This window comes from Flavobacterium sp. (assembly GCF_044369455.1).
Classification (GTDB): Bacteria; Bacteroidota; Bacteroidia; order Flavobacteriales; family Flavobacteriaceae; genus Flavobacterium.
On the sequence record NZ_JBIPLW010000001.1, the window covers coordinates 197,757 to 217,753 of the forward strand.

Here is a 19,997-nt window from a genome sequence, read left to right on the forward strand (position 1 = left end):
ATGAAATTAACGCCGTTAAACCGTTTAACAAATTTATTAAAGTTAGATAGGAAAGATATTTTACAAGTGTTTTTTTATGCCATTTTTGCTGGGTTAGTGAGTTTATCTTTACCCTTAGGCATTCAAGCAATTATCAATTTAATTCAATCAGGCAGGGTAAGTGTTTCCTGGATCGTGCTTGTGGTGATTGTTATTATTGGTGTAGCCTTAGTAGGTATTTTATCCATCATGCAACTAAGAATAACCGAAAATTTACAACAAAAAATATTTGTTCGTTCCTCTTTTGAGTTTAGCTACCGATTACCTAAAATAAAATTTGAGGAATACTACAATCAATATCCTCCAGAATTAGCCAATCGCTTTTTTGATACCATAACCATTCAAAAAGGAGCTTCAAAGTTGTTAATCGATTTTTCCACAGCTCTTTTACAAATCATATTTGGAATTATTCTTCTTTCCTTATACCATCCTGTTTTTATATTCTTCGGACTTGTATTAATTTCATTATTGTATATCATTTTTAAATTTTCATTTGCATCGGGGCTTGATACAAGCATGAAAGAATCAAAATACAAATATAAAGTTGTTGGATGGCTTCAAGAAATTGCAAGAAATAATTTTAGTTTCCGCAAAAAAAACAATTATGAATTTGCATTAAAAAAGAACGACAAATTAGTGAGTGAATACCTAAAATATCGTGAAAGGCATTTTTCCATTATCAAAAGACAATACACACAACTTATCGTGTTTAAAGTAATTATTACGGCGGGTTTGCTACTAATTGGTGGTTTTTTGGTCTTAAATCAACAAATGAATATTGGACAATTCGTGGCGGCAGAAATTATAATTTTATTAGTAATAAATTCGGTGGAAAAAATAGTTGTTGGATTGGAAACATTTTATGATGTATTAACAGCTGTTGAAAAGATTGGGCAAATCACCGATCTTCAAATAGAAGTTTCTCAAGATACCACAAATGAAATTTGTTACAATAACATAACTCTTGAAGCAGAAAACATTAAATATAAATTTTCTGATTCACCCGATTATATATTGAATGACATCAATTTAAAAATACAAAACGAAGAAAAAATACTACTTGATGGAAACAACGGTTCTGGTAAAACTACCTTGATTAGGATACTTTGCGGATTATTAGACCCTGTCTCCGGATCGCTATTTATCAATGACGACACCTACCGAAAAATTGATTTGGAACAATATCGTTCACAAATTGGAACAATTCTTACTGGAGAAACTCCTTTTGAAGGTACCATACTAGAAAACATTACCTTTAAAAATCCATCAATTACACAAGACCAAATAAAATGGGCGATCGATAGTGTAAAACTGGGTTCTTTTATTAAATCTTTGCCCAATGGATTAGACACAAAAATACTTCCAGAAGGAAAACAATTATCTTCATCAAATGCACAAAAAATACTATTAGCAAGAAGTATTATTAATAATCCAAAAATACTTTTCTTCGAAGAAGCATTGGACAAAATGGACACAGAAATAGCAAAAGAAGTAATAGATTTCCTAACAGCTAAGGAAAACAAATGGACATTGATTGTATCGTCAAAAAATTCCTATTGGAAAGAAAAATGTACACGAACAATTACTATGACAGAAGGAACAATAATTAACGATACTAAAACGATTTAATTATGCTTAATATTTCTAATAAAAATCCTATAACAGAAAATATTGAAAAGTATAGCACTGTAAAATATTTAAGTGAAAGACCTCATTACAAAATTTTAAATAAAATAATTATTGGTGTGTCTATTTTATGCTTAATTATATTATTTCTACCCTGGACACAAAATATTTCTGGTTCTGGAGCAGTAACAACTTTAAAACCAGATCAAAGACCACAAACTATTCATACCGCAATTGCAGGACGAATTGAAAAATGGTATGTAAAAGAAGGTGATTATGTAAACAAAGGTGATACTATTTTATTTATTTCAGAAACGAAAGAAGATTATCTTGATCCTGATTTGGTTAAGAACACCGAAAACCAAATGAAAGCTAAAGAAATGTCTCAAATTTCTTATGCCGATAAAGTTACCACACTCGAATCTCAGATAGAAGCAATAAAAAGAGAACGCAATTTAAAACTACAGCAAGCTCAAAACAAAATTCGTCAAGGCGTTTTAAAAGTAACCAGTGATAGTATCGATTTAGTAGCGGTGAAAACACAAGTAAAAATTGCAAACACGCAGTATAATCGAGCCATTGCATTGAACAAAGAAGGTTTAAAACCTATGACTGATGTAGAAGAAAAAAGATTGAAATTACAAGACGCTGATGCTAAAATAATTACCCAAGAAAACAAATTATTAACCAGTAAAAACGAACTAATTAATGCCAAAGTTGAAATCAACAGAATTAGTGCTGAGTATAATGAAAAAGAGCAAAAAGCAAGAAGTGATCAATTCACCGCTTTGAGCAATAAATTTGACACCGAAGCGCAGGTAAATAAGTTGAAAAACCAAGTTGTGAATTATCAAATCCGAAATGGAATGTATTATATAAAAGCACCCCAAAGCGGTTATGTAAACAGAGCATTGCAATCTGGACTAGGCGAAACTATAAAAGAAGGGACACAAATAGTAAGTATAATGCCTTCAAAATATGATATTGCAGTTGAGACTTATGTATCACCAACCGATTTACCGTTAGTGCACAAAGGGGAAAAAGTAAGGGTTTGGTTTGATGGTTGGCCTACTGTAGTTTTTTCTGGCTGGCCAGGAATGAGTTACGGTACTTTTGGCGGTAAAATTGTTGCAGTAGAAAACTTTATTAGTTCAAACGGAAAGTTTAGAGTTCTTATTGCACCAGACTCAGAAGAGGAAGCATGGCCAAAACAAGTGAGTATTGGCTCAGGCGCACAAACATTAGCTTTATTAGACAATGTTCCGGTATGGTTTGAATTATGGCGAACTCTCAACGGATTCCCACCAAATTATTATCAACCTAAAGAAACGGGAACAAAAGATAAAAAATAATGAAACAACTTTTTTACATACTTTTCTTTATCAGCTTTAGTCTTTTTGGACAAAATGTAATTCAAAAAGAACTCACTTTCAATGAGTATTTAGGATACGTAAAAAAATACCATCCGTTGGTCAAAAGTGCCAATCTTGAAATTAGTCAAGCACAAGCAAATATGATGATGGCTCGTGGTGGCTTTGACCCTAAAATTGAAGTTGATTTTGAACAAAAAAAATTCAAAGACAGCGAATACTATTCTATTTTAAACAGTAGCTTTAAAATCCCAACTTGGTATGGAATTGAAATAAAAGCTGGGTTTGATAACAGTGAAGGAGTTTTTTTAAATCCCGAAAATACAATGCCCAATCAAGGTTTGACTTCTTTGGGAATTAATGTTCCCATTGGTCAAGGATTATTTATTAATCAAAGAATGGCCGATTTACGAAAAGCCAAGATACAAGTAAGTCTTAGTCAAGCTGAGCGAAATTTAATGGCAATCGCGGTGCTCTATGATGCATCTATCGCTTACTTTAATTGGAAAAGAAATTTCAATGAAGTAAAAATGTATGAAACCTACCTAGTTAATGCCAATATACGATATAAAGGAATAGAAAATTTAATTAAAGAAGGTGATAAACCTGCTATAGATAGTGTTGAAGCAGGAATCATCGTGAGAAATAGAAAATTAAGTTTAGAAGACAGTCAATTAAAATTAGCGAAAGCAAAGCTAGAACTTTCCAACTATTTGTGGCTAGAAAACAATATTCCTATGGAATTACAGGATAGTATTATTCCTGAGGAAAATTTATTACTTACCGTGAAAGAAACTTTGCGCACCAATGAATTAATGATTGCCAATCAATCCATCACAAATCATCCAAGAATAAATGCATTGGAAAATAAAATTCAAATGCTCGATGTCGAAAGAAAATTAAAAGCCAATATGCTCTTGCCTAAAATTGATCTTGGTTATTCTTATCTATCTGAACCAAGTGCCTTTGATGAATATAAATTTCAAGATTATAAAGTGGGACTTAATTTTTATTTTCCATTATTCTTGAGAAAAGAAAGAGGAAGTTTGAAAATTACAAAATTCAAAATGCAAGATGCACAATTCAATCTTGACCTCGAAAGGGTTCAATTAACCAATAAAATAATCGCGCAACAAACTGAAATTGCATCTCTCGAAAAACAAAAAAAACTTATTGACGATCTTGTTAAAGACAACCAAACGATGTTAAACTCCGAAGAGCGCTTGTTTACTTTTGGTGAAAGCTCTTTATTTTTAATCAATACACGAGAAAATAATTTAGTCAACGTACAAATTTCCCAACTAACTATTGAAAATCGGTACTTTAATTCAAATGCCGAGCTATTTAAAATCATGGCAAATCCTGAATAGATAGTTGTAAAATAGTTATTTTTGCCGACTGATATTAAAGCAAATGATAATACAAAAAACAAGAGAACAAATTGAATTGATGCGCGAAAGTGCTTTAATTGTTTCCAAAACATTAGGCATGATTGCTTCAGAAATAAAACCTGGCGTAACCACATTATATTTAGATAAATTAGCCGAAACTTTTATTAGAGATCATGGTGCTGAGCCAGGGTTTTTAGGATTATACGGTTTTCCAAACTCACTTTGTATGAGTCCGAATGCTCAAGTCGTTCATGGTATTCCTAATAATAATCCGCTGCAAGAAGGCGATGTAATCTCGGTAGATTGCGGTGTTTTGAAAAACGGATTTTATGGCGACCATGCTTACTCTTTTGAAATTGGAGAAGTTGCGCCCGAGGTTAAAAGACTACTTCAAGTGACCAAAGAAAGTCTTTACGTTGGAATTCGTGAATTCAAAATTGGAAATCGTGTGGAAGATGTAGGTAATGCAATTCAAAAATATTGTGAGTCAAATGGTTATGGAGTGGTTCGCGAACTTGTTGGTCACGGACTAGGAACAAAAATGCACGAAGATCCCGAAATGCCCAATTATGGCAAACGAGGAAGAGGAAAACTATTTGTAGAAGGCATGGTTGTTGCCATTGAACCCATGATTAATATGGGAACCAAAAACATAAAACAACTCAAAGACGGCTGGACAATCCTCACTGCCGACGGAAAACCAAGTGCTCATTTTGAACATAATGTGGCGCTAATTGATGGAAAACCAGAGTTGCTCTCCACTTTTGATTATGTTTATAAAGCTTTGGGAATTGTCAGTAATGAGGAAGAGGAGTTTAGAAACACAAATTTCACAAATTTGCACAGATTGTAAATGGAAGATTTTTATTTAAAAGAGGAAACATATAAAATAATTGGCCTGTGTATGGAAGTCCATAAAATTTTAGGCAAAGGACATAGTGAAAATGTATATGGAGATGCCTTGGAATATGAGTTTAAGATGAATAATATAAAATACGAAAGAGAAAAAAAATATAATATTGAGTATAAAGAAATTATACTTCCTAGATATTATTTTTCAGACTTTACTGTTTTTGATGAAATCATTTTAGAATTAAAAGCTATTGAAAGTTTATCAAGTAGTGAAATAAAACAAACATTAAATTATTTAGCTGCTTCAAAAAATAAATTAGGATTATTAATCAATTTTGGTGAGGACAGTTTAAAATATAAACGAGTTATTCTCTAATTTAATCTGTGAAATCTGTGAAATCTGTGTTTAAATTTATCCTAAATACCATTCCTCGACCAATACTCATTCGATTAAGTATCGTGGTTCGACCAATATTGACATTTTTTTTAAAAGGAAGTCGATATACTGACCCAATTGACGGTAAAAGTTTTCGGATGTTTTTGCCCTATGGTTATGGAACCCAAAGAAACAATGTGCTATCGCCAAGTACACTTTCGTTAGAAAGACATCGTTTATTGTGGTTGTATTTGCAAAATGAAACCGATTTTTTTTATTCTGAACTTGTTTCAGAATCTAATGAACTTGTTTCAGAATCTAATGAACTTGTTTCAGAATTTAATGAACTTGTTTCAGATTCTAATGAACTTGTTTCAGATTCTCCTATCTCAAAAAATAAAAGAATAAAGTTAAGAAATGCTGAGACGAATTCAGCATTAAAAGTTCTCCACTTTGCGCCCGAACAAGAGTTTTACAAACGTTTCAAAAAGCAAACCAACATTGACTATACCACAACCGATTTACTTTCGCCCTTGGCTGATGTAAAAGCAGATATTTGTAATTTACCTTTTGACGATAATGCCTATGATATTATTTTTTGCAACCATGTTTTAGAACACATACCAGATGACACCAAAGCCATGCAGGAATTGTATCGTGTTTTAAAGCCAGGCGGAATGGGGATTTTTCAAATTCCGCAGGATTTATCTAGAGCCACCACTTTTTCAGACGATACGATTGTTGACCAAAAAGAACGTGCCAAAATATTTGGACAATACGACCACGTTCGCGTTTATGGAAGAGATTATTTTGACAAGCTAAGAAGTATTGGTTTTAAAGTAGTCGAGGAAGATTATACCAACAAAATTTCACCTGAATTAGTGGAGAAATACTGCTTAGCCAAAGGAGAAATTATTCCTGTTTGTTTTAAATAAAAAAGCCAACACACTTTTACAGCATGTTGGCTTTTATATAATCACAAAAACCTACTCAGGCATTAAAATACCGATGGTTTTATCTTTTGATAAATATTTCACAGCCACATCCTGAATTTCTTTTGCGCTTACTGCCTTCACATTCTCAGAAGCAACTAAAATATCGTCAGGGCTTGAACCATTCGTAAAAGATTTAGTGAAATTAGTCATCCAATACCGGTTTTCTTTCATTTTCTTTTTATACTCCAAAGCTTCGGCTTCTTTGTATTTATTAACATCTTTTTCCTCTGGCCCGTTTTTGATTATTTTATCCAATTCAGCCAAAGCAGATGCAATTAATTTTTCGGCATTTTCAGGTCCGCAAGGAAATCCTATATTGAAATTATAGGAACCGTAAGGCACTTTATTCATACTGCCACGAGCACTTACACCATAAACACCACTTTCGTTTTCTCTTAATTCTTCAATCAATTTAATGGTTAATACTTCGCCAAGTGCTGTCATAGCTATAGCTTCTTTTGGAGAGTAAGTGGCATCGCCATAAAACATAATAGTCACATTGCTTTTTGGATCTTTCCCTTTTTTGACTACTTTTTTGATATCTCCTTTCAACAATCGATAACCTAAATCTTTAGCACTTTCCTTAACATTATTTGAAGGAAGAGATGCGATATATTTTTTAGAAAAATCCTGCATTGTGGCATCGTCAACATTTCCTACGAAGAAAAATTCAAAATCTCCAGCATTGGCAAAACGTTCTTTGTATTTGTTATAAGCCATTTGATAATCTACTTCAGCCCACTTTTCAGCGGTAGGAACTATGCCGTTCCATCTTGGATTTTCTTTATTCAAATAAGTGTAAAATTCTTGTTGAAAATAGAAACTCGGTTGAGACATCATATTTTCAAAAAAGTTCGATTGTTTTTGTTTGTAACCTTCAAAAGCAGAGGCATCAAAGTTTAAATCTGTAAAATAAGCATATAACATCTGAAAGGCATATTCTAAATCTTTTGGAGTAGTACTTCCTCTAAAACCTTCTGTTGTGTTGCTAATATATGGCGATACAGTGGCTATTTTCCCTGCCATAAATTTGTCAATATCATTTTGGTCTAATCCCGAAAAACCTGCTTCGGTTAATCCACCGTTAGCAAATTGAACCTTTTTCATTTCATCGTTGGTATATAAATTTGATCCACCAAAACTTAATGCTTCCAAAAGAATTTCATCATTTTTGAAATCGGTTTTCTTGTAGGTTACTTTGGCTCCATTTGATAAAGTTAAAGTGGTCGTTCCAATTTTATCATTAGTTTCTTTTTTTACTAGGGTACCCGCATTTACTGGATTGCGCAACAAACTGGCGGCAACTGCTTTGTCTTCATAGGGTTTCAAATCGTTAGCATTTACAGCAATAGCTGCCAATACTTCTTGCTCGGTTACTTTTTTCAATCCCTCTTTTTCGGGTGAAGTAATAACTACTACTCTATTATCTTCTTTTATGTAGTCTTTAATATAACTGTTTACTTCGGCTAAAGTAATCGTTGGCATGAGTTTTTTACCAAATTCATAATCCCAAGCTATTCCTGACATAGGTTGTTGGTTCAAGAAATTTGATTGACATTCCCAAACAAAATTTTCAGACTCTGTTTTGTCCTTATCTTTATATTGATTTTCTGCTCTTGACATGAGATCACTTTTAGCTCTTTCAAATTCACTTGTATTAAAGCCATATTTTTTAACTCTTTGATTTTCAGAAACCAAAACCTTTAAAGCTTCTATTTGTTTTTTCTCATCTATCATGGCAAAAGACTGGAATGCTTCTTTATTCCTTGCAAATGTTTCACCGTGATAAGTAAAACCATAAGTAAAAGGAGGTGTGGGTGAATTTGTTAATTCGTTCAATCGATTGTTCAACATCGTTGTAAATAATGCTTCGATTGCAACATCTCTTAAATCGGCTATAGTTTTTTTAATTTTTCGAGTACCATAGTCCTTATAAAGTAATTGAACCTGTGTTTGAGCTGCTTCTTTATCACTTTCTATACATACAAAAGTTTCTTTGTGATTTGGCACATCAAAAGTTTTTCTGGGTTTTTCATTTTTTGGGTTTTGATAGCTTTCAAAATGGTCATTAATTTTTTTCTCCATAGCTGCCACATCAATATCACCCACAACAATTACACTCATCAAATTGGGTCGGTACCAATCTTTATAAAAACTTATCAATTTATCATATTTGAAGTTTTCTAAAATTTCTTTTTTTCCTATTGGTAAACGATTGGCATATTGGGAATTGTACATCATTTTCGGAATATACATGTCTTCCATTCTTTTATCGGCACCAAGTCCGAGACGATATTCCTCAAGCACAACTCCTCTTTCTTTGTCAATTTCTTCTGGAGTTAAATTGGCATTAAAGGCCCAATCCTCTAAAATTTGAAATCCTTTTTCTAGTTTCTCTGGATTATCCGATGGGATTGGAAGAAAATAAACCGTTTCATCAAAACTTGTGTAGGCATTTAAATGCTGCCCAAATTTTACTCCGATACTTTGTAAATAATCCACCAATTGATTTTTTGGAAAACGCTTTGTCCCATTGAAACACATGTGTTCCATGAAATGAGCCAATCCTTGTTGTTCGTCGGTTTCGAGAATGGAACCTGCATTGATTACCAAACGCAAATCAACTTTGTTTTCGGGTTTCGTGTTTCTTCTGATGTAGTAAGTTAGTCCATTTTTTAGGGTTCCTTTTTTTACGTTGGGATCAAAAGGAATTAAATCTGTAGGTTTTAGTTCTTGTGCAAAAACTGCAATTGGAACTAAAAAAAATAAGAAGAGTGTTTTTAAAATTGAATTCATATTAATTTTATTATTTTAGTTTGTAGAATGAATAACGGATTTTTATTACATTTATTGTGAAATTAATTGAATCTTTTAATTCCAATATATTATTTGGAAATCTTTAACGTTTATGTTCTGTATTAAGGTAGAATTAGTGTTCCAATAAATTATTACATTTACAGTTCAAAAAAATTATAACTATGTTTAAGAAAAACTTTGTTGCTTTTGTTTTACTTTTTATTTCAGGATTTATTTTCTCTCAAGTTGAAAAAGAAATTATTCCACCCTACCAATTCAAAACTGTTAGTTTTCTTCAAAATGGCCAAAATGCCATTCCAATTTTTAGATTGGGTGATTCTTTTCAATTCGTTTTTGATGATTTGTATGGAACAGAAGCGAATTATTTTTATACGTTAACACATTGTGATTACGATTGGAAGCCGTCTCAATTAGCAAAACAAGAATATTTAAATGGATTTGACGACCAACGAATTCAAGATTATACTAATTCATTAACTACACTACAATTGTATTCTCATTATCGGATAAGCTTTCCCAACAGACTTACCCAATTTAGAGTTAGTGGAAATTATATGATTAAAATTTTAGACGATGATAAAAACATTGTTTTTACTAAAAAGTTTATCCTTTATGAAGAATTAGTTTCGGTTCCAATGCAAATAAGAAGAGCTAGAAACGTTACTGTTGTTGAAAAAAAGCACAATGTCGAATTTTCAATAAAATCGGCAGTTATAACTTTCCAAAGTCCATTGCAAAATGTAAAAGTAATGTTATTACAAAACGGAAAATTTGATACCGCAATTACCAATATAAAACCTCAATTTACGATTGGTAATGACTTAATTTACCGTTACGATAAAGAAACTCAATTCTGGGCTGGAAATGAATTTTTATTTTTTGAAAACAAAAATATACTAGCTGCAAACAACACAATAGCGCGAATAGATACTAAAGGCGGACTCTATAATGCCTACCTTTACCCGTCACAATCACGGGCAAATTCACCATATACCTTTTATCCCGATATTAACGGAAATTATGTGGTAAAAAATATTGGACGAGAGAACAGCGAGATTGAAGCCGATTATGCTTGGATATTCTTCTCGCTTTCAGCACCTTCATTTTATGCTAAAAAATCCATTTATGTAAATGGCATGTTCAACAACTTTGCTATAGGAGAAGAAAATAAAATGGAATACAATGCAGAAAAAGGCATCTATGAAAAAGCACTACTGATTAAACAAGGTTTTGTCAATTTTCAATATGTAATTGCTGATAGCAACGGGAAAATTGATGAAGAAAATGCAATTGATGGAAACTTTTTTCAAACGGAAGACAATTATATTGTTTTAGTTTATTACAAAGAAAACAATCAACGTTTTGATAGAATCATTGGAAAAGGAATTGCTAGTTCAGTAGATATAACTAACTAAAAATTAACACTAAATAATTTTCTTGAACACTATTTTTTGTAAATTTGACACCGATTCACAACATTAATTATGGTTACTCAAATAACAAGAGGTATAAAAATTTCAGTTTTAACTAGTTTTGAAGGTACTTACTTTAAAAACTACAAGATTCATTTTGCCTTTAGTTATGAAATTACCATCGAAAATCACAGTAAAGATTCTGTTCAATTAAACACCCGTCATTGGGAAATATTAGATGCTTTAAATGATATTGAAATAGTTGACGGTGAAGGTGTGATTGGGAAAAAACCGGTATTAAAGCCAGGAGAAACACATACGTATAATTCTGGTTGTCTATTATCGTCTCCTTTTGGAGCCATGAGTGGTTACTTCAATATGATAAATTTTACTACGACCAAAATATTCAAGGTGATTGTGCCTACATTTAAATTAAGCGCACCTTTCGCATTGAATTAATTTCATTGCAAATAGCAACGCAATCTTTAATTACTTCTTATTAAAAATTCAAAAATTCCTTTGTACTTTTGTGTGAAATTTAGAAATTCTTAATAAAGAATCCACAAGATCATTCATTTATCAAATTTAATAATCTTTATATATTATGCCAAAAGGATTTTTTCATGTCCCAAAAGCGGTTAATGAACCCGTAAAATCATACACCCCAAACTCTCCAGAAAAAGCAGCAGTCTTAGCAGCATACAAAAAAATGTGGAACGAAACTATTGATGTTCCAAACTATATTGGCAACCAAGAAATCCGTACTGGAAATACCAGAAAAATGACGGCACCACATGATCATCAACATGTTGTGGGAACATACCATCTTGCGGAAAAATCACATATCGAACAAGCTATTAGCGCAGCACTTGAAGCTAGGAAACAATGGGCAAACATGGCTTGGGAACAAAGAGCCGCTATCTTTTTGAAAGCAGCTGAATTAATCGCTGGACCTTACCGTGCCAAAATCAATGCAGCAACCATGATTGCCCAGTCTAAAACCATATTTCAAGCCGAGATCGATGCTTCATGCGAATTGATTGACTTCTTACGTTACAACGTAGAATTCATGACCCAAATTTATAACGACCAACCCAAATCAATTTCCGATGTTTGGAATAGAGTAGAATATCGACCATTGGAAGGTTTTGTGTATGCGATAACCCCGTTTAACTTTACAGCTATCGCTGCTAATCTTCCTGCAAGCGCTGCTTTAATGGGAAATACGGTTATATGGAAACCAAGTGATAGCCAAGTGTTCTCAGCCAAAATTATTATCGATGTTTTCAAAGAAGCGGGTGTTCCTGATGGCGTTATTAATGTTGTTTTTGGTGACCCAGTAATGATTACCGATACCGTTTTGGCTTCTCCAGATTTTGCTGGAGTTCATTACACTGGTTCAACATTTGTATTCAAAGAAATTTGGAAAAAAATTGGAAATAACATTCATACCTACAAAACCTACCCAAGAATTGTAGGCGAAACAGGTGGAAAAGATTTTGTTTTAGCCCATCCCAGTGCCAATGTAAAACAAGTCGTTACCGGAATCACTCGCGGTGCCTTTGAATTTCAAGGACAAAAATGTTCGGCTGCATCAAGAGGTTACATTCCTCAGAGTTTGTGGCCCGCAGTGAAAGAACAATTGATTACTGATGTAAAATCAATGAAAATGGGTTCGCCAGAAGATTTTGGAAACTTTATTACCGCTGTAATTCATGAAGGATCTTTTGATAAATTGGCAAAGTATATCGACCAAACCAAAAAAGACAGTGATGCCGAAATCATTGTGGGTGGAAATTATGATAAATCCAAAGGATATTTTATCGAACCAACAGTTATTGTAACCACCAATCCAAAGTATGCTACTATGGAAACCGAACTTTTTGGACCAATAATGACAATTTATGTGTATGAAGATGCCAAATGGAAACAAACACTAGAATTAGTTGACACCACTTCAGAATATGCATTAACTGGAGCAGTATTCAGCCAAGACCGTTACGCTATTGAAGAAGCAACATTGGCTTTACAAAACAGTGCTGGAAATTTTTATATTAATGATAAACCAACCGGTGCCGTCGTAGGCATGCAACCCTTTGGTGGTGCAAGAGCATCAGGAACCAACGATAAAGCGGGTTCCATGCAAAACTTATTGCGTTGGGTTTCACCAAGAACTATCAAAGAAACTTTTGTGACTCCAGAAGATTATCGTTATCCGTTTTTGGGGGAATAGGTTTTTTTTCAACCATCGTATTAAATTTCAAGCTTTTACATAAAATTTTTATTCCATTGAAAATAGATTCTTTGTATATTTGATAACTTAAAAATAAATTATAATTCTGATTATGAAATTAAAAATTACACTACTGCTTTTTTCTCTCTTTTCACTTTTAAGCTTTGCACAGGACAAATCGTATGATTTATTGAAAGACAAAACAGAAACTAAGATTCTTTATGACAGAGTTTTTGGGATTTCAAATGCAACAGAACAAAGAAAAACAGAAATAACGGCAAATTATTTCATGCAGGTTTATCATGAAATGCAACGTGCCGATTTTTTAAATCGATTGCCAAAACTCGATTTTATTCGAGAACAAGCCAATATTGGTTTTGCTCAGAATCAAATTCCGTTGAGTATTTTAATTTCAGATTTTGAAAAAATCAGTAAAACTACTTCTGAAAATGGTGATTTATTTTTAAATGAAAACCGTCAATTTCAATTAAGACGAAATGCTCAAAATGTTTTTGAAAAACATAGTCTAAATTTAATTTCTCCTATTGCGCTAAAATCAAAATCCAGTCAGGTGACTTTTGTTTTAAAAGATAATTTGATTTTTAATACCACCAATAGAAATATTACAAGTATTGCTATTCAAGCAAAAAAAGATGAAAATTGGAAAACAATTTCGACTAATGTTCCTTTCCAAATCAATTTTTCTGAAAATGGAAAACAAACTGTAAATTGTAAAATTATATTATCTACTGGTGACGTTGTTTATGAGTCTTTCATTATTACTATTGAAGATCAAAATAACGGAACAGCCAATAAAGATAATTCGCAAAACCTACAACCTAGTGCAGTAACTACAATCACAGCAACAACTCCCTATCAAGGTTTTGGTGAAACTACAGCTTTTTTTGGGCAAGGAGAATATGAAATTTTTCCTGATACTGTTGACGGCATTTTAGACAAGCCTATCTTTCTAGTTGATGGTTTTGATCCTGGTGATAGCAGAAATATTGCTGCTATTTATGCTGGACTTAATTATGGAACTAATCAAAATCTAGCTGATTTTTTAAGAACACAAGGATTTGACATTGTTCTTTTAAATTTTCCAACATACACAAGACCTAATACCACAACAGTAGTCGATGGTGGTGTAGATTTTATTCAAAGAAACGCTTTTGTGCTGGTATCATTAATCAATCAAATAAACGCTCAAAAAGTAGGAAATCAAAAAAACGTGGTTATTGGCCCTAGTATGGGTGGTTTAATTTCGAGGTATGCATTACGTTATATGGAAATGAATAATATTAATCATGATACACGACTTTTTATTTCATTTGATTCACCGCATCAAGGCGCTAATGTTCCAATAGGATTTCAACATTTATTCAATTACTTAGCTTATGGTCCACTTGGAAATGTAACTGTACAACCAGTTGTAAACGGATTAATAAAAAGTCCTGCTGCAAGACAAATGCTAATTGATCATATGGAAGGTCATTTACAAACGGGTAGTTTGTTTGAATTTAACACCGCTTCAAATTCTCTTTTACCCACTGGTGCTCCAAATTATAGAACAGAATTCCAAAATGAGCTAAACTCAATGGGTTTTCCGCTTAATACAAGAAATGTTTCTATCTCAAACGGAGCTGGAAATGGGGCAAACAATTACAGCCCAGATTTTGAAGTAATGAATTATACATTAAATATAACGCCAACACAACGAGCAATAATTAATTTAAGATTTACACCAGCTGCAAATCAAACAAATCAAGTAAGTCGTTTTAGAGGCCAACAATATGTTGTGCTTTTTTGGATTACTGGTTTTGAAAGTTTGGCCAATTCAAAAGCTCCAACATTTACAGCCGGCTTAGATACTGCACCAGGAGGACGATTTGATATAACTGGTTTTTCAAAGGGACTTGGAACTGACCCTATCTTAACACAATTTTTTGATAATCTCAATGCAGACTATTTTACTTTCATCCCAACTTGGAGCGCTATGGCTGTAGGAAATACAAACAACTTATATTCGCCAATAACTTCATCTACAACAACACCTTTTGCCGCATCTTTAATCCCAACAGTAAATGAAAATCACGTTACTTTGAATGCAAATAATGTAGCTTTTGCTTTGAATGAAATTTTAAATGGCACTTTAACTACAGTGAATCCTGTTTTTGAAACACTTTGGATAAAAAATCCTGTTTCAAATACTATTGAAATAAATACTTCCTATGCTATTGACAATGCATCGGTTTCAATTTCAGATATGTTAGGCAAAACCATTTATCAGTCAAAAAACAACAATATCAATGGAACATTTGAAATTCCTGTTTCTTTGACAAAAGGAGTTTATCTCATTACAATTGGAAATGAAAGTGGAAATGTGACAAAGAAAATTGTGAAGAATTAATACTAAAAAAGTCCTCTCATTCTGAAAAAATGAGAGGACTTTTTTTATGCTTTACATTTAAGCGGCAAATGCACCACTTTTTTGGTTTCAAAAAATTCATCTTTAAAGAATTCAGAGATGTTATATTCGTTTGCTTTGGGAAAGTCTTTTAATTCCTCTGTTAAATCACCACCTTTTAAATAAAGTATTCCGTTTTGTAATTGATGTTTGTTTTGTTTTTTGATTTTGTATTTAATCCATGAAACAAAATCAGGCATATTGGTTACGGCGCGACTTATAATGAAATCGTAATCGCCTTTTACGTTTTCGGCACGCATTTGTTCGGCCTTTACATTTTTTAATGCTAATGCTTCGGCAACTGCTTTTACTACATTTATTTTTTTCAGAATAACATCTATCAAATAAAAACGGGTTTCAGGAAAAAGTATCGCTAAGGGAATTCCAGGAAAACCACCACCAGTTCCCACATCAAGAATATAGGTTCCGGGTTCAAATGGTTGTATTTTGGCTATAGCCAACGAATGCAAAACGTGTTTGATATATAATGCATCAATGTCTTTACGGGAAATCACATTAATTTTGGCATTCCAATCCTGATATAACGCTTCGAGTTTTTGAAACTGTTGTATTTGATTTTCAGTAAGATTAGGAAATTGTTTGATAATTTCTTCCATAAAATGAATTTTGAACAAAAATACTGCTTTTGGTTAATAATTATGATTTGTTTATAATCTTTAAATATTATAATAATTATATTTGGACAAAAATTAAAATAGTTTAAATGGATACCACAACACCTGTATTTTCTAAAAACGATAGTTTAAAATTTTTTAGAACCCTAAATTCTAGAGTTAATAACTATTTTAAAGAAAACAATATTCAAAAAACTGGAAATTGGAAATTACACCTGAAAACGATTATTTTGTTTACTGTTTTCCTAACTCCTTACTTTTTAATAATTACATTAACTTCTATGCCTTTTTGGGTTTTCATTTTACTCTCTATCGTCATTGGAATTGGTATGGCAGGAATAGGAATGAACGTAATGCACGATGGAAATCACGGTTCCTATTCTAATAAAAATTGGATTAATAAATTTATGGGAGGAACTATATATATTTTGGCTGGTAATGTATACAATTGGCAAGTACAACACAATGTATTGCACCATACCTACACCAACATACATGGGCATGATGAAGATTTAGATGCGGGAAGAATTATCCGTTTTACAAAAGATGCAAAATGGTATAGTTTTCACAAATTTCAACATTATTATTCTGTTTTTTTGTACGGATTATTGACCTTCAATTGGTCATTAACAACTGATTTTAAACAGATGAAAGCTTATTTGAAAAGAAAATTATCTTATGGCGACGTTAAATCTCCTAAAATACTTTGGACGACTTTGGTAATTACAAAAGTTATTTATTTTTCGATTTGGATTGTACTTCCTATGATTTTAGGAGTATTGTGGTGGAAAGTTTTAATTGGTTTTTTTGTTATGCATTACACAGCAGGATTAATTTTGAGCATCGTTTTTCAATTGGCACATGTTATTGAAGATGCTTCAAATCCGAAACCTAATGAAGAAGGTGAAATGGAAAATACATGGGCTATTCATCAATTGTTTACCACCGTAAATTTTGCTCCCAAAAATTGGCTCGTAAATTGGTATACTGGCGGATTAAATCATCAAATTGAACACCATCTTTATCCAAACATTAGCCACATACATTACGGAAAAATAGCGAAAATTGTCAAAGAAACTGCTAAAGAATGTAATTTACCTTATCACGAATACCGAACAATGCGAAGTGCTGTTATTGCTCATTTCAAACATTTAAAAGAATTGGGAAGACAACCTCAATTAGCCTAAAATTTTAAATGAAGATTTTTTAACCATTAAGATATTAAGCAATATTAAGCACCAAAAATCTTAATTTTCTTAATACTTTAATGGTTTTTATTTTAAAAGATAAAATATTTAATTACAACACAACATGAACAACCTATTATCGGATAGAATAAATAATTTATCAACGTCACAAACGCTGGCAATGGCTGCCTTAGCTAGAGAATTAAAAGCCCAAGGAAAAGACATTATCAGTTTGAGTTTGGGTGAACCCGATTTTAATACCCCTGATTTTATAAAAGAAGCGGCAAAAAAAGCCATCGATGAAAACTACAGCACCTATTCTCCTGTAGATGGTTATTTAGAGTTAAAAGAAGCCATTTGCCGAAAATTCAAACGCGATAATAACTTAGAATACAAGCCAGCCAATATCGTAGTTTCAACTGGTGCCAAACAATCGTTGTATAATATTGCTCAAGTAATGTTGAATGATGGAGATGAAGTTATTCTTCCGGCACCGTATTGGGTTTCCTATTTTGAAATTATTAAATTATCGGGTGGAATTCCTATTGAAGTACCAACTTCAGTTGAAACCGATTTTAAAATGACCGCTGAACAATTAGAAAAAGCCATCACTCCTAAAACCAAAATGATGTGGTTCAGTTCGCCCTGTAATCCGAGTGGTTCGGTTTATAATCGGGAAGAGTTAACTGCAATTGGTAAAGTTTTAGAAAAGCATCCACATATTTATATCGTTTCAGACGAAATCTACGAACATATCAATTTTTCAGGAACATTTTGCAGCATCGGTTCTATTCCCGGTTTATTTGAAAGAACTATTACCGTGAATGGTGTTGCCAAAGCTTTTGCCATGACCGGTTGGAGAATTGGCTATATTGGCGCACCCGAATTTATTGCTAAAGCGTGTACTAAGATGCAAGGACAAGTGACATCTGGAGCAAATTCTATTGCACAAAGAGCAACTATCACAGCCGTTGATGCAGATCCGAAAGTATTGAACGAAATGGTTACTGCTTTCAAAAACCGTAGAGATTTAGTGGTTGGTTTAACCAAATCTATTCCGGGTTTAAAAATTAATGTTCCCGAAGGAGCTTTTTATGTTTTTCCTGATGTTTCCTCTTTCTTTGGAAAAACTCTAGGAGGAAAACTAATCAATAACGCCGATGATTTATCGATGTATTTATTATCAGAAGCCAATGTTGCCACAGTAACAGGTGACGCTTTTGGAAATCCAAATTGTATCCGAATTTCGTATGCCACCAGTGAAGAATTACTAACCGAAGCATTCAAAAGAATTAAGGAAGCTTTAGCTTAAAATAAAACAACACTGATTTCACAAATTTGCACTGATTTTATTTGTGTAAATCTGTGAAATTTGTGTTTAAAATATAAAATCATGTCAAAAATACTATTACTCGGTTCTGGAGAATTAGGAAAAGAATTCGTAATTGCTGCACAACGAATTGGCCAATATATTATTGCTGTAGATAGTTATGAAAACGCTCCTGCAATGCAAGTCGCTCACGAATTTGAAGTGATTAATATGTTAGACGGTTCGGAATTAGACCGCATTGTAGCCAAATACCAACCTGATTTTATTATTCCCGAAATAGAAGCCATTCGTACCGAACGTTTTTATGATTACGAAAAGCAGGGAATAACCGTTGTTCCATCGGCAAAAGCAGCCAATTTTACAATGAACCGAAAAGCAATTCGCGACTTGGCATCGAAAGAATTAGGATTAAAAACAGCCAATTATCGGTATGCTACATCTTTGGAAGAACTGAAAAAAGCCGTAACTGAAGTTGGCATTCCGTGTGTAGTTAAACCACTTATGAGTTCTTCTGGAAAAGGACAATCGACTATAAAAGGCGACACTTCGACTGCGCTCAGTGCAAGCTCGACTGCGCTCAGTGCAAGTATTGAAAAAGCATGGCACTATGCCGAAGAAGGTTCTCGTGGCGATATTGTGGAAGTTATTGTAGAAGCTTTCGTAAATTTTAATTCAGAAATTACGTTATTGACGGTAACTCAAAACAATAATCCAACTTTATTTTGTGCTCCTATTGGCCACAGGCAAGAGCGTGGCGATTATCAGGAAAGTTGGCAACCAGCCAATGTTTCCCAAAAAGACATACAAGAAGCTCAAGAAATGGCTCGAAAAGTAACTCAAGCTCTAGGCGGTGCAGGACTTTTTGGCGTGGAGTTTTTTTTGACTGATGAAGGCGTTTATTTCTCTGAACTTTCTCCAAGACCTCATGATACGGGTATGGTTACTCTGGCAGGAACACAAAACTTCAACGAGTTTGAATTGCATTTGCGTGCCATTTTGAGTTTACCTATAGCAGAAATCACATTAGAAAAAGCTGGAGCTAGTGCAGTAATTTTAGCTTCCGAAAACTCAACTAATCCAACCTATTCAGGAATTTCAGAAATTGCCGCTTTACCAAAAACAGATTTTCGTATCTTTGGAAAACCAACTTCAAGACCATATAGAAGAATGGGTGTTGCACTAACTTATGACACTCTTGAAACTCCTATAGAAGAAGTGGTAAAAAAAGCTAAAAGAGCTGCTAGTTTAGTAACCGTAAAACCTTAAT

At 33.0% G+C, this 19,997-nt stretch carries 15 protein-coding genes; 13 read left to right on the forward strand and 2 right to left on the reverse strand.

Annotated elements, in window-relative coordinates; translation table 11 throughout:
* Genes ACIQ2L_RS00905 through ACIQ2L_RS00930 form a run of 6 tightly spaced genes read left to right on the forward strand, consistent with a single transcriptional unit; the run spans nt 1 to nt 6,589 of the window.
* Nucleotides 1-1,668 (forward strand): peptidase domain-containing ABC transporter, encoded by a 1,668-nt coding sequence (locus ACIQ2L_RS00905; RefSeq protein WP_396155521.1) that lies wholly within the window; start codon nt 1-3, stop codon nt 1,666-1,668.
* A 2-nt stretch (nt 1,669-1,670) separates the two neighbouring features.
* Entirely contained in the window at nt 1,671-3,017 is a 1,347-nt protein-coding gene (locus ACIQ2L_RS00910) for an HlyD family secretion protein (RefSeq protein WP_396155522.1), read from the forward strand.
* Entirely contained in the window at nt 3,017-4,405 is a 1,389-nt protein-coding gene (locus ACIQ2L_RS00915) for a TolC family protein (protein ID WP_396155524.1), read from the forward strand. Before ACIQ2L_RS00910 ends, ACIQ2L_RS00915 begins: the two co-directional genes overlap by 1 nt.
* Nucleotides 4,406-4,448: 43 nt before the next feature.
* On the forward strand, nt 4,449-5,279 hold the full coding sequence (gene map / locus ACIQ2L_RS00920) for a type I methionyl aminopeptidase (protein ID WP_396155526.1): 831 nt from the start codon (nt 4,449-4,451) through the stop codon (nt 5,277-5,279).
* The gene (locus tag ACIQ2L_RS00925) at nt 5,280-5,654 is read left to right on the forward strand and encodes a GxxExxY protein (protein WP_396155528.1); all 375 of its coding nucleotides are present in this window, start codon (nt 5,280-5,282) and stop codon (nt 5,652-5,654) included.
* A 17-nt stretch (nt 5,655-5,671) separates the two neighbouring features.
* Nucleotides 5,672-6,589: a class I SAM-dependent methyltransferase gene (locus ACIQ2L_RS00930; RefSeq protein ID WP_396155530.1), complete on the forward strand. Its 918-nt coding sequence runs from the start codon at nt 5,672-5,674 to the stop codon at nt 6,587-6,589.
* Between the two features lie 51 nt (nt 6,590-6,640).
* Here the strand turns inward: ACIQ2L_RS00930 and ACIQ2L_RS00935 are convergent, their stop codons facing one another.
* Nucleotides 6,641-9,445 carry a M16 family metallopeptidase gene (locus ACIQ2L_RS00935; RefSeq protein WP_396155532.1) on the reverse strand — a complete coding sequence of 935 codons (2,805 nt, stop codon included), beginning with the start codon at nt 9,443-9,445 and terminating at the stop codon, nt 6,641-6,643.
* Nucleotides 9,446-9,627: 182 nt separating this feature from the next.
* On the opposite strand from ACIQ2L_RS00935, the gene ACIQ2L_RS00940 reads away from it, so the two are divergent.
* The 4 genes from ACIQ2L_RS00940 (at nt 9,628) to ACIQ2L_RS00955 (ending at nt 15,521) form a co-directional block, all read left to right on the forward strand.
* Nucleotides 9,628-10,881 (forward strand): DUF5103 domain-containing protein, encoded by a 1,254-nt coding sequence (locus ACIQ2L_RS00940; protein WP_396155534.1) that lies wholly within the window; start codon nt 9,628-9,630, stop codon nt 10,879-10,881.
* A gap of 69 nt (nt 10,882-10,950) precedes the next feature.
* Nucleotides 10,951-11,337, forward strand: a complete 387-nt coding sequence (gene apaG / locus ACIQ2L_RS00945) for a Co2+/Mg2+ efflux protein ApaG (protein WP_396155536.1) — start codon at nt 10,951-10,953, stop codon at nt 11,335-11,337.
* Nucleotides 11,338-11,482: 145 nt separating this feature from the next.
* Nucleotides 11,483-13,111 (forward strand): L-glutamate gamma-semialdehyde dehydrogenase, encoded by a 1,629-nt coding sequence (gene pruA, locus ACIQ2L_RS00950; RefSeq protein WP_396155537.1) that lies wholly within the window; start codon nt 11,483-11,485, stop codon nt 13,109-13,111.
* A 112-nt stretch (nt 13,112-13,223) separates the two neighbouring features.
* Entirely contained in the window at nt 13,224-15,521 is a 2,298-nt protein-coding gene (locus ACIQ2L_RS00955; protein WP_396155539.1) for a T9SS type A sorting domain-containing protein, read from the forward strand.
* A 44-nt stretch (nt 15,522-15,565) separates the two neighbouring features.
* Here the strand turns inward: ACIQ2L_RS00955 and rsmG are convergent, their stop codons facing one another.
* A complete protein-coding gene (gene rsmG, locus ACIQ2L_RS00960; RefSeq protein WP_396155541.1) occupies nt 15,566-16,195 on the reverse strand; it encodes a 16S rRNA (guanine(527)-N(7))-methyltransferase RsmG in 630 nt (209 codons plus the stop codon).
* Nucleotides 16,196-16,302: 107 nt separating this feature from the next.
* Between rsmG and ACIQ2L_RS00965 the strand changes: the two genes are divergently transcribed.
* From ACIQ2L_RS00965 to purT, 3 genes are all read left to right on the forward strand, one after another.
* On the forward strand, nt 16,303-17,400 hold the full coding sequence (locus ACIQ2L_RS00965) for a fatty acid desaturase family protein (protein WP_396155543.1): 1,098 nt from the start codon (nt 16,303-16,305) through the stop codon (nt 17,398-17,400).
* Nucleotides 17,401-17,524: 124 nt separating this feature from the next.
* The gene (locus tag ACIQ2L_RS00970; protein WP_396155545.1) at nt 17,525-18,712 is read left to right on the forward strand and encodes a pyridoxal phosphate-dependent aminotransferase; all 1,188 of its coding nucleotides are present in this window, start codon (nt 17,525-17,527) and stop codon (nt 18,710-18,712) included.
* Between the two features lie 81 nt (nt 18,713-18,793).
* Nucleotides 18,794-19,996, forward strand: a complete 1,203-nt coding sequence (purT, locus tag ACIQ2L_RS00975; protein ID WP_396155547.1) for a formate-dependent phosphoribosylglycinamide formyltransferase — start codon at nt 18,794-18,796, stop codon at nt 19,994-19,996.
* Nucleotide 19,997 lies beyond the last annotated feature (1 nt).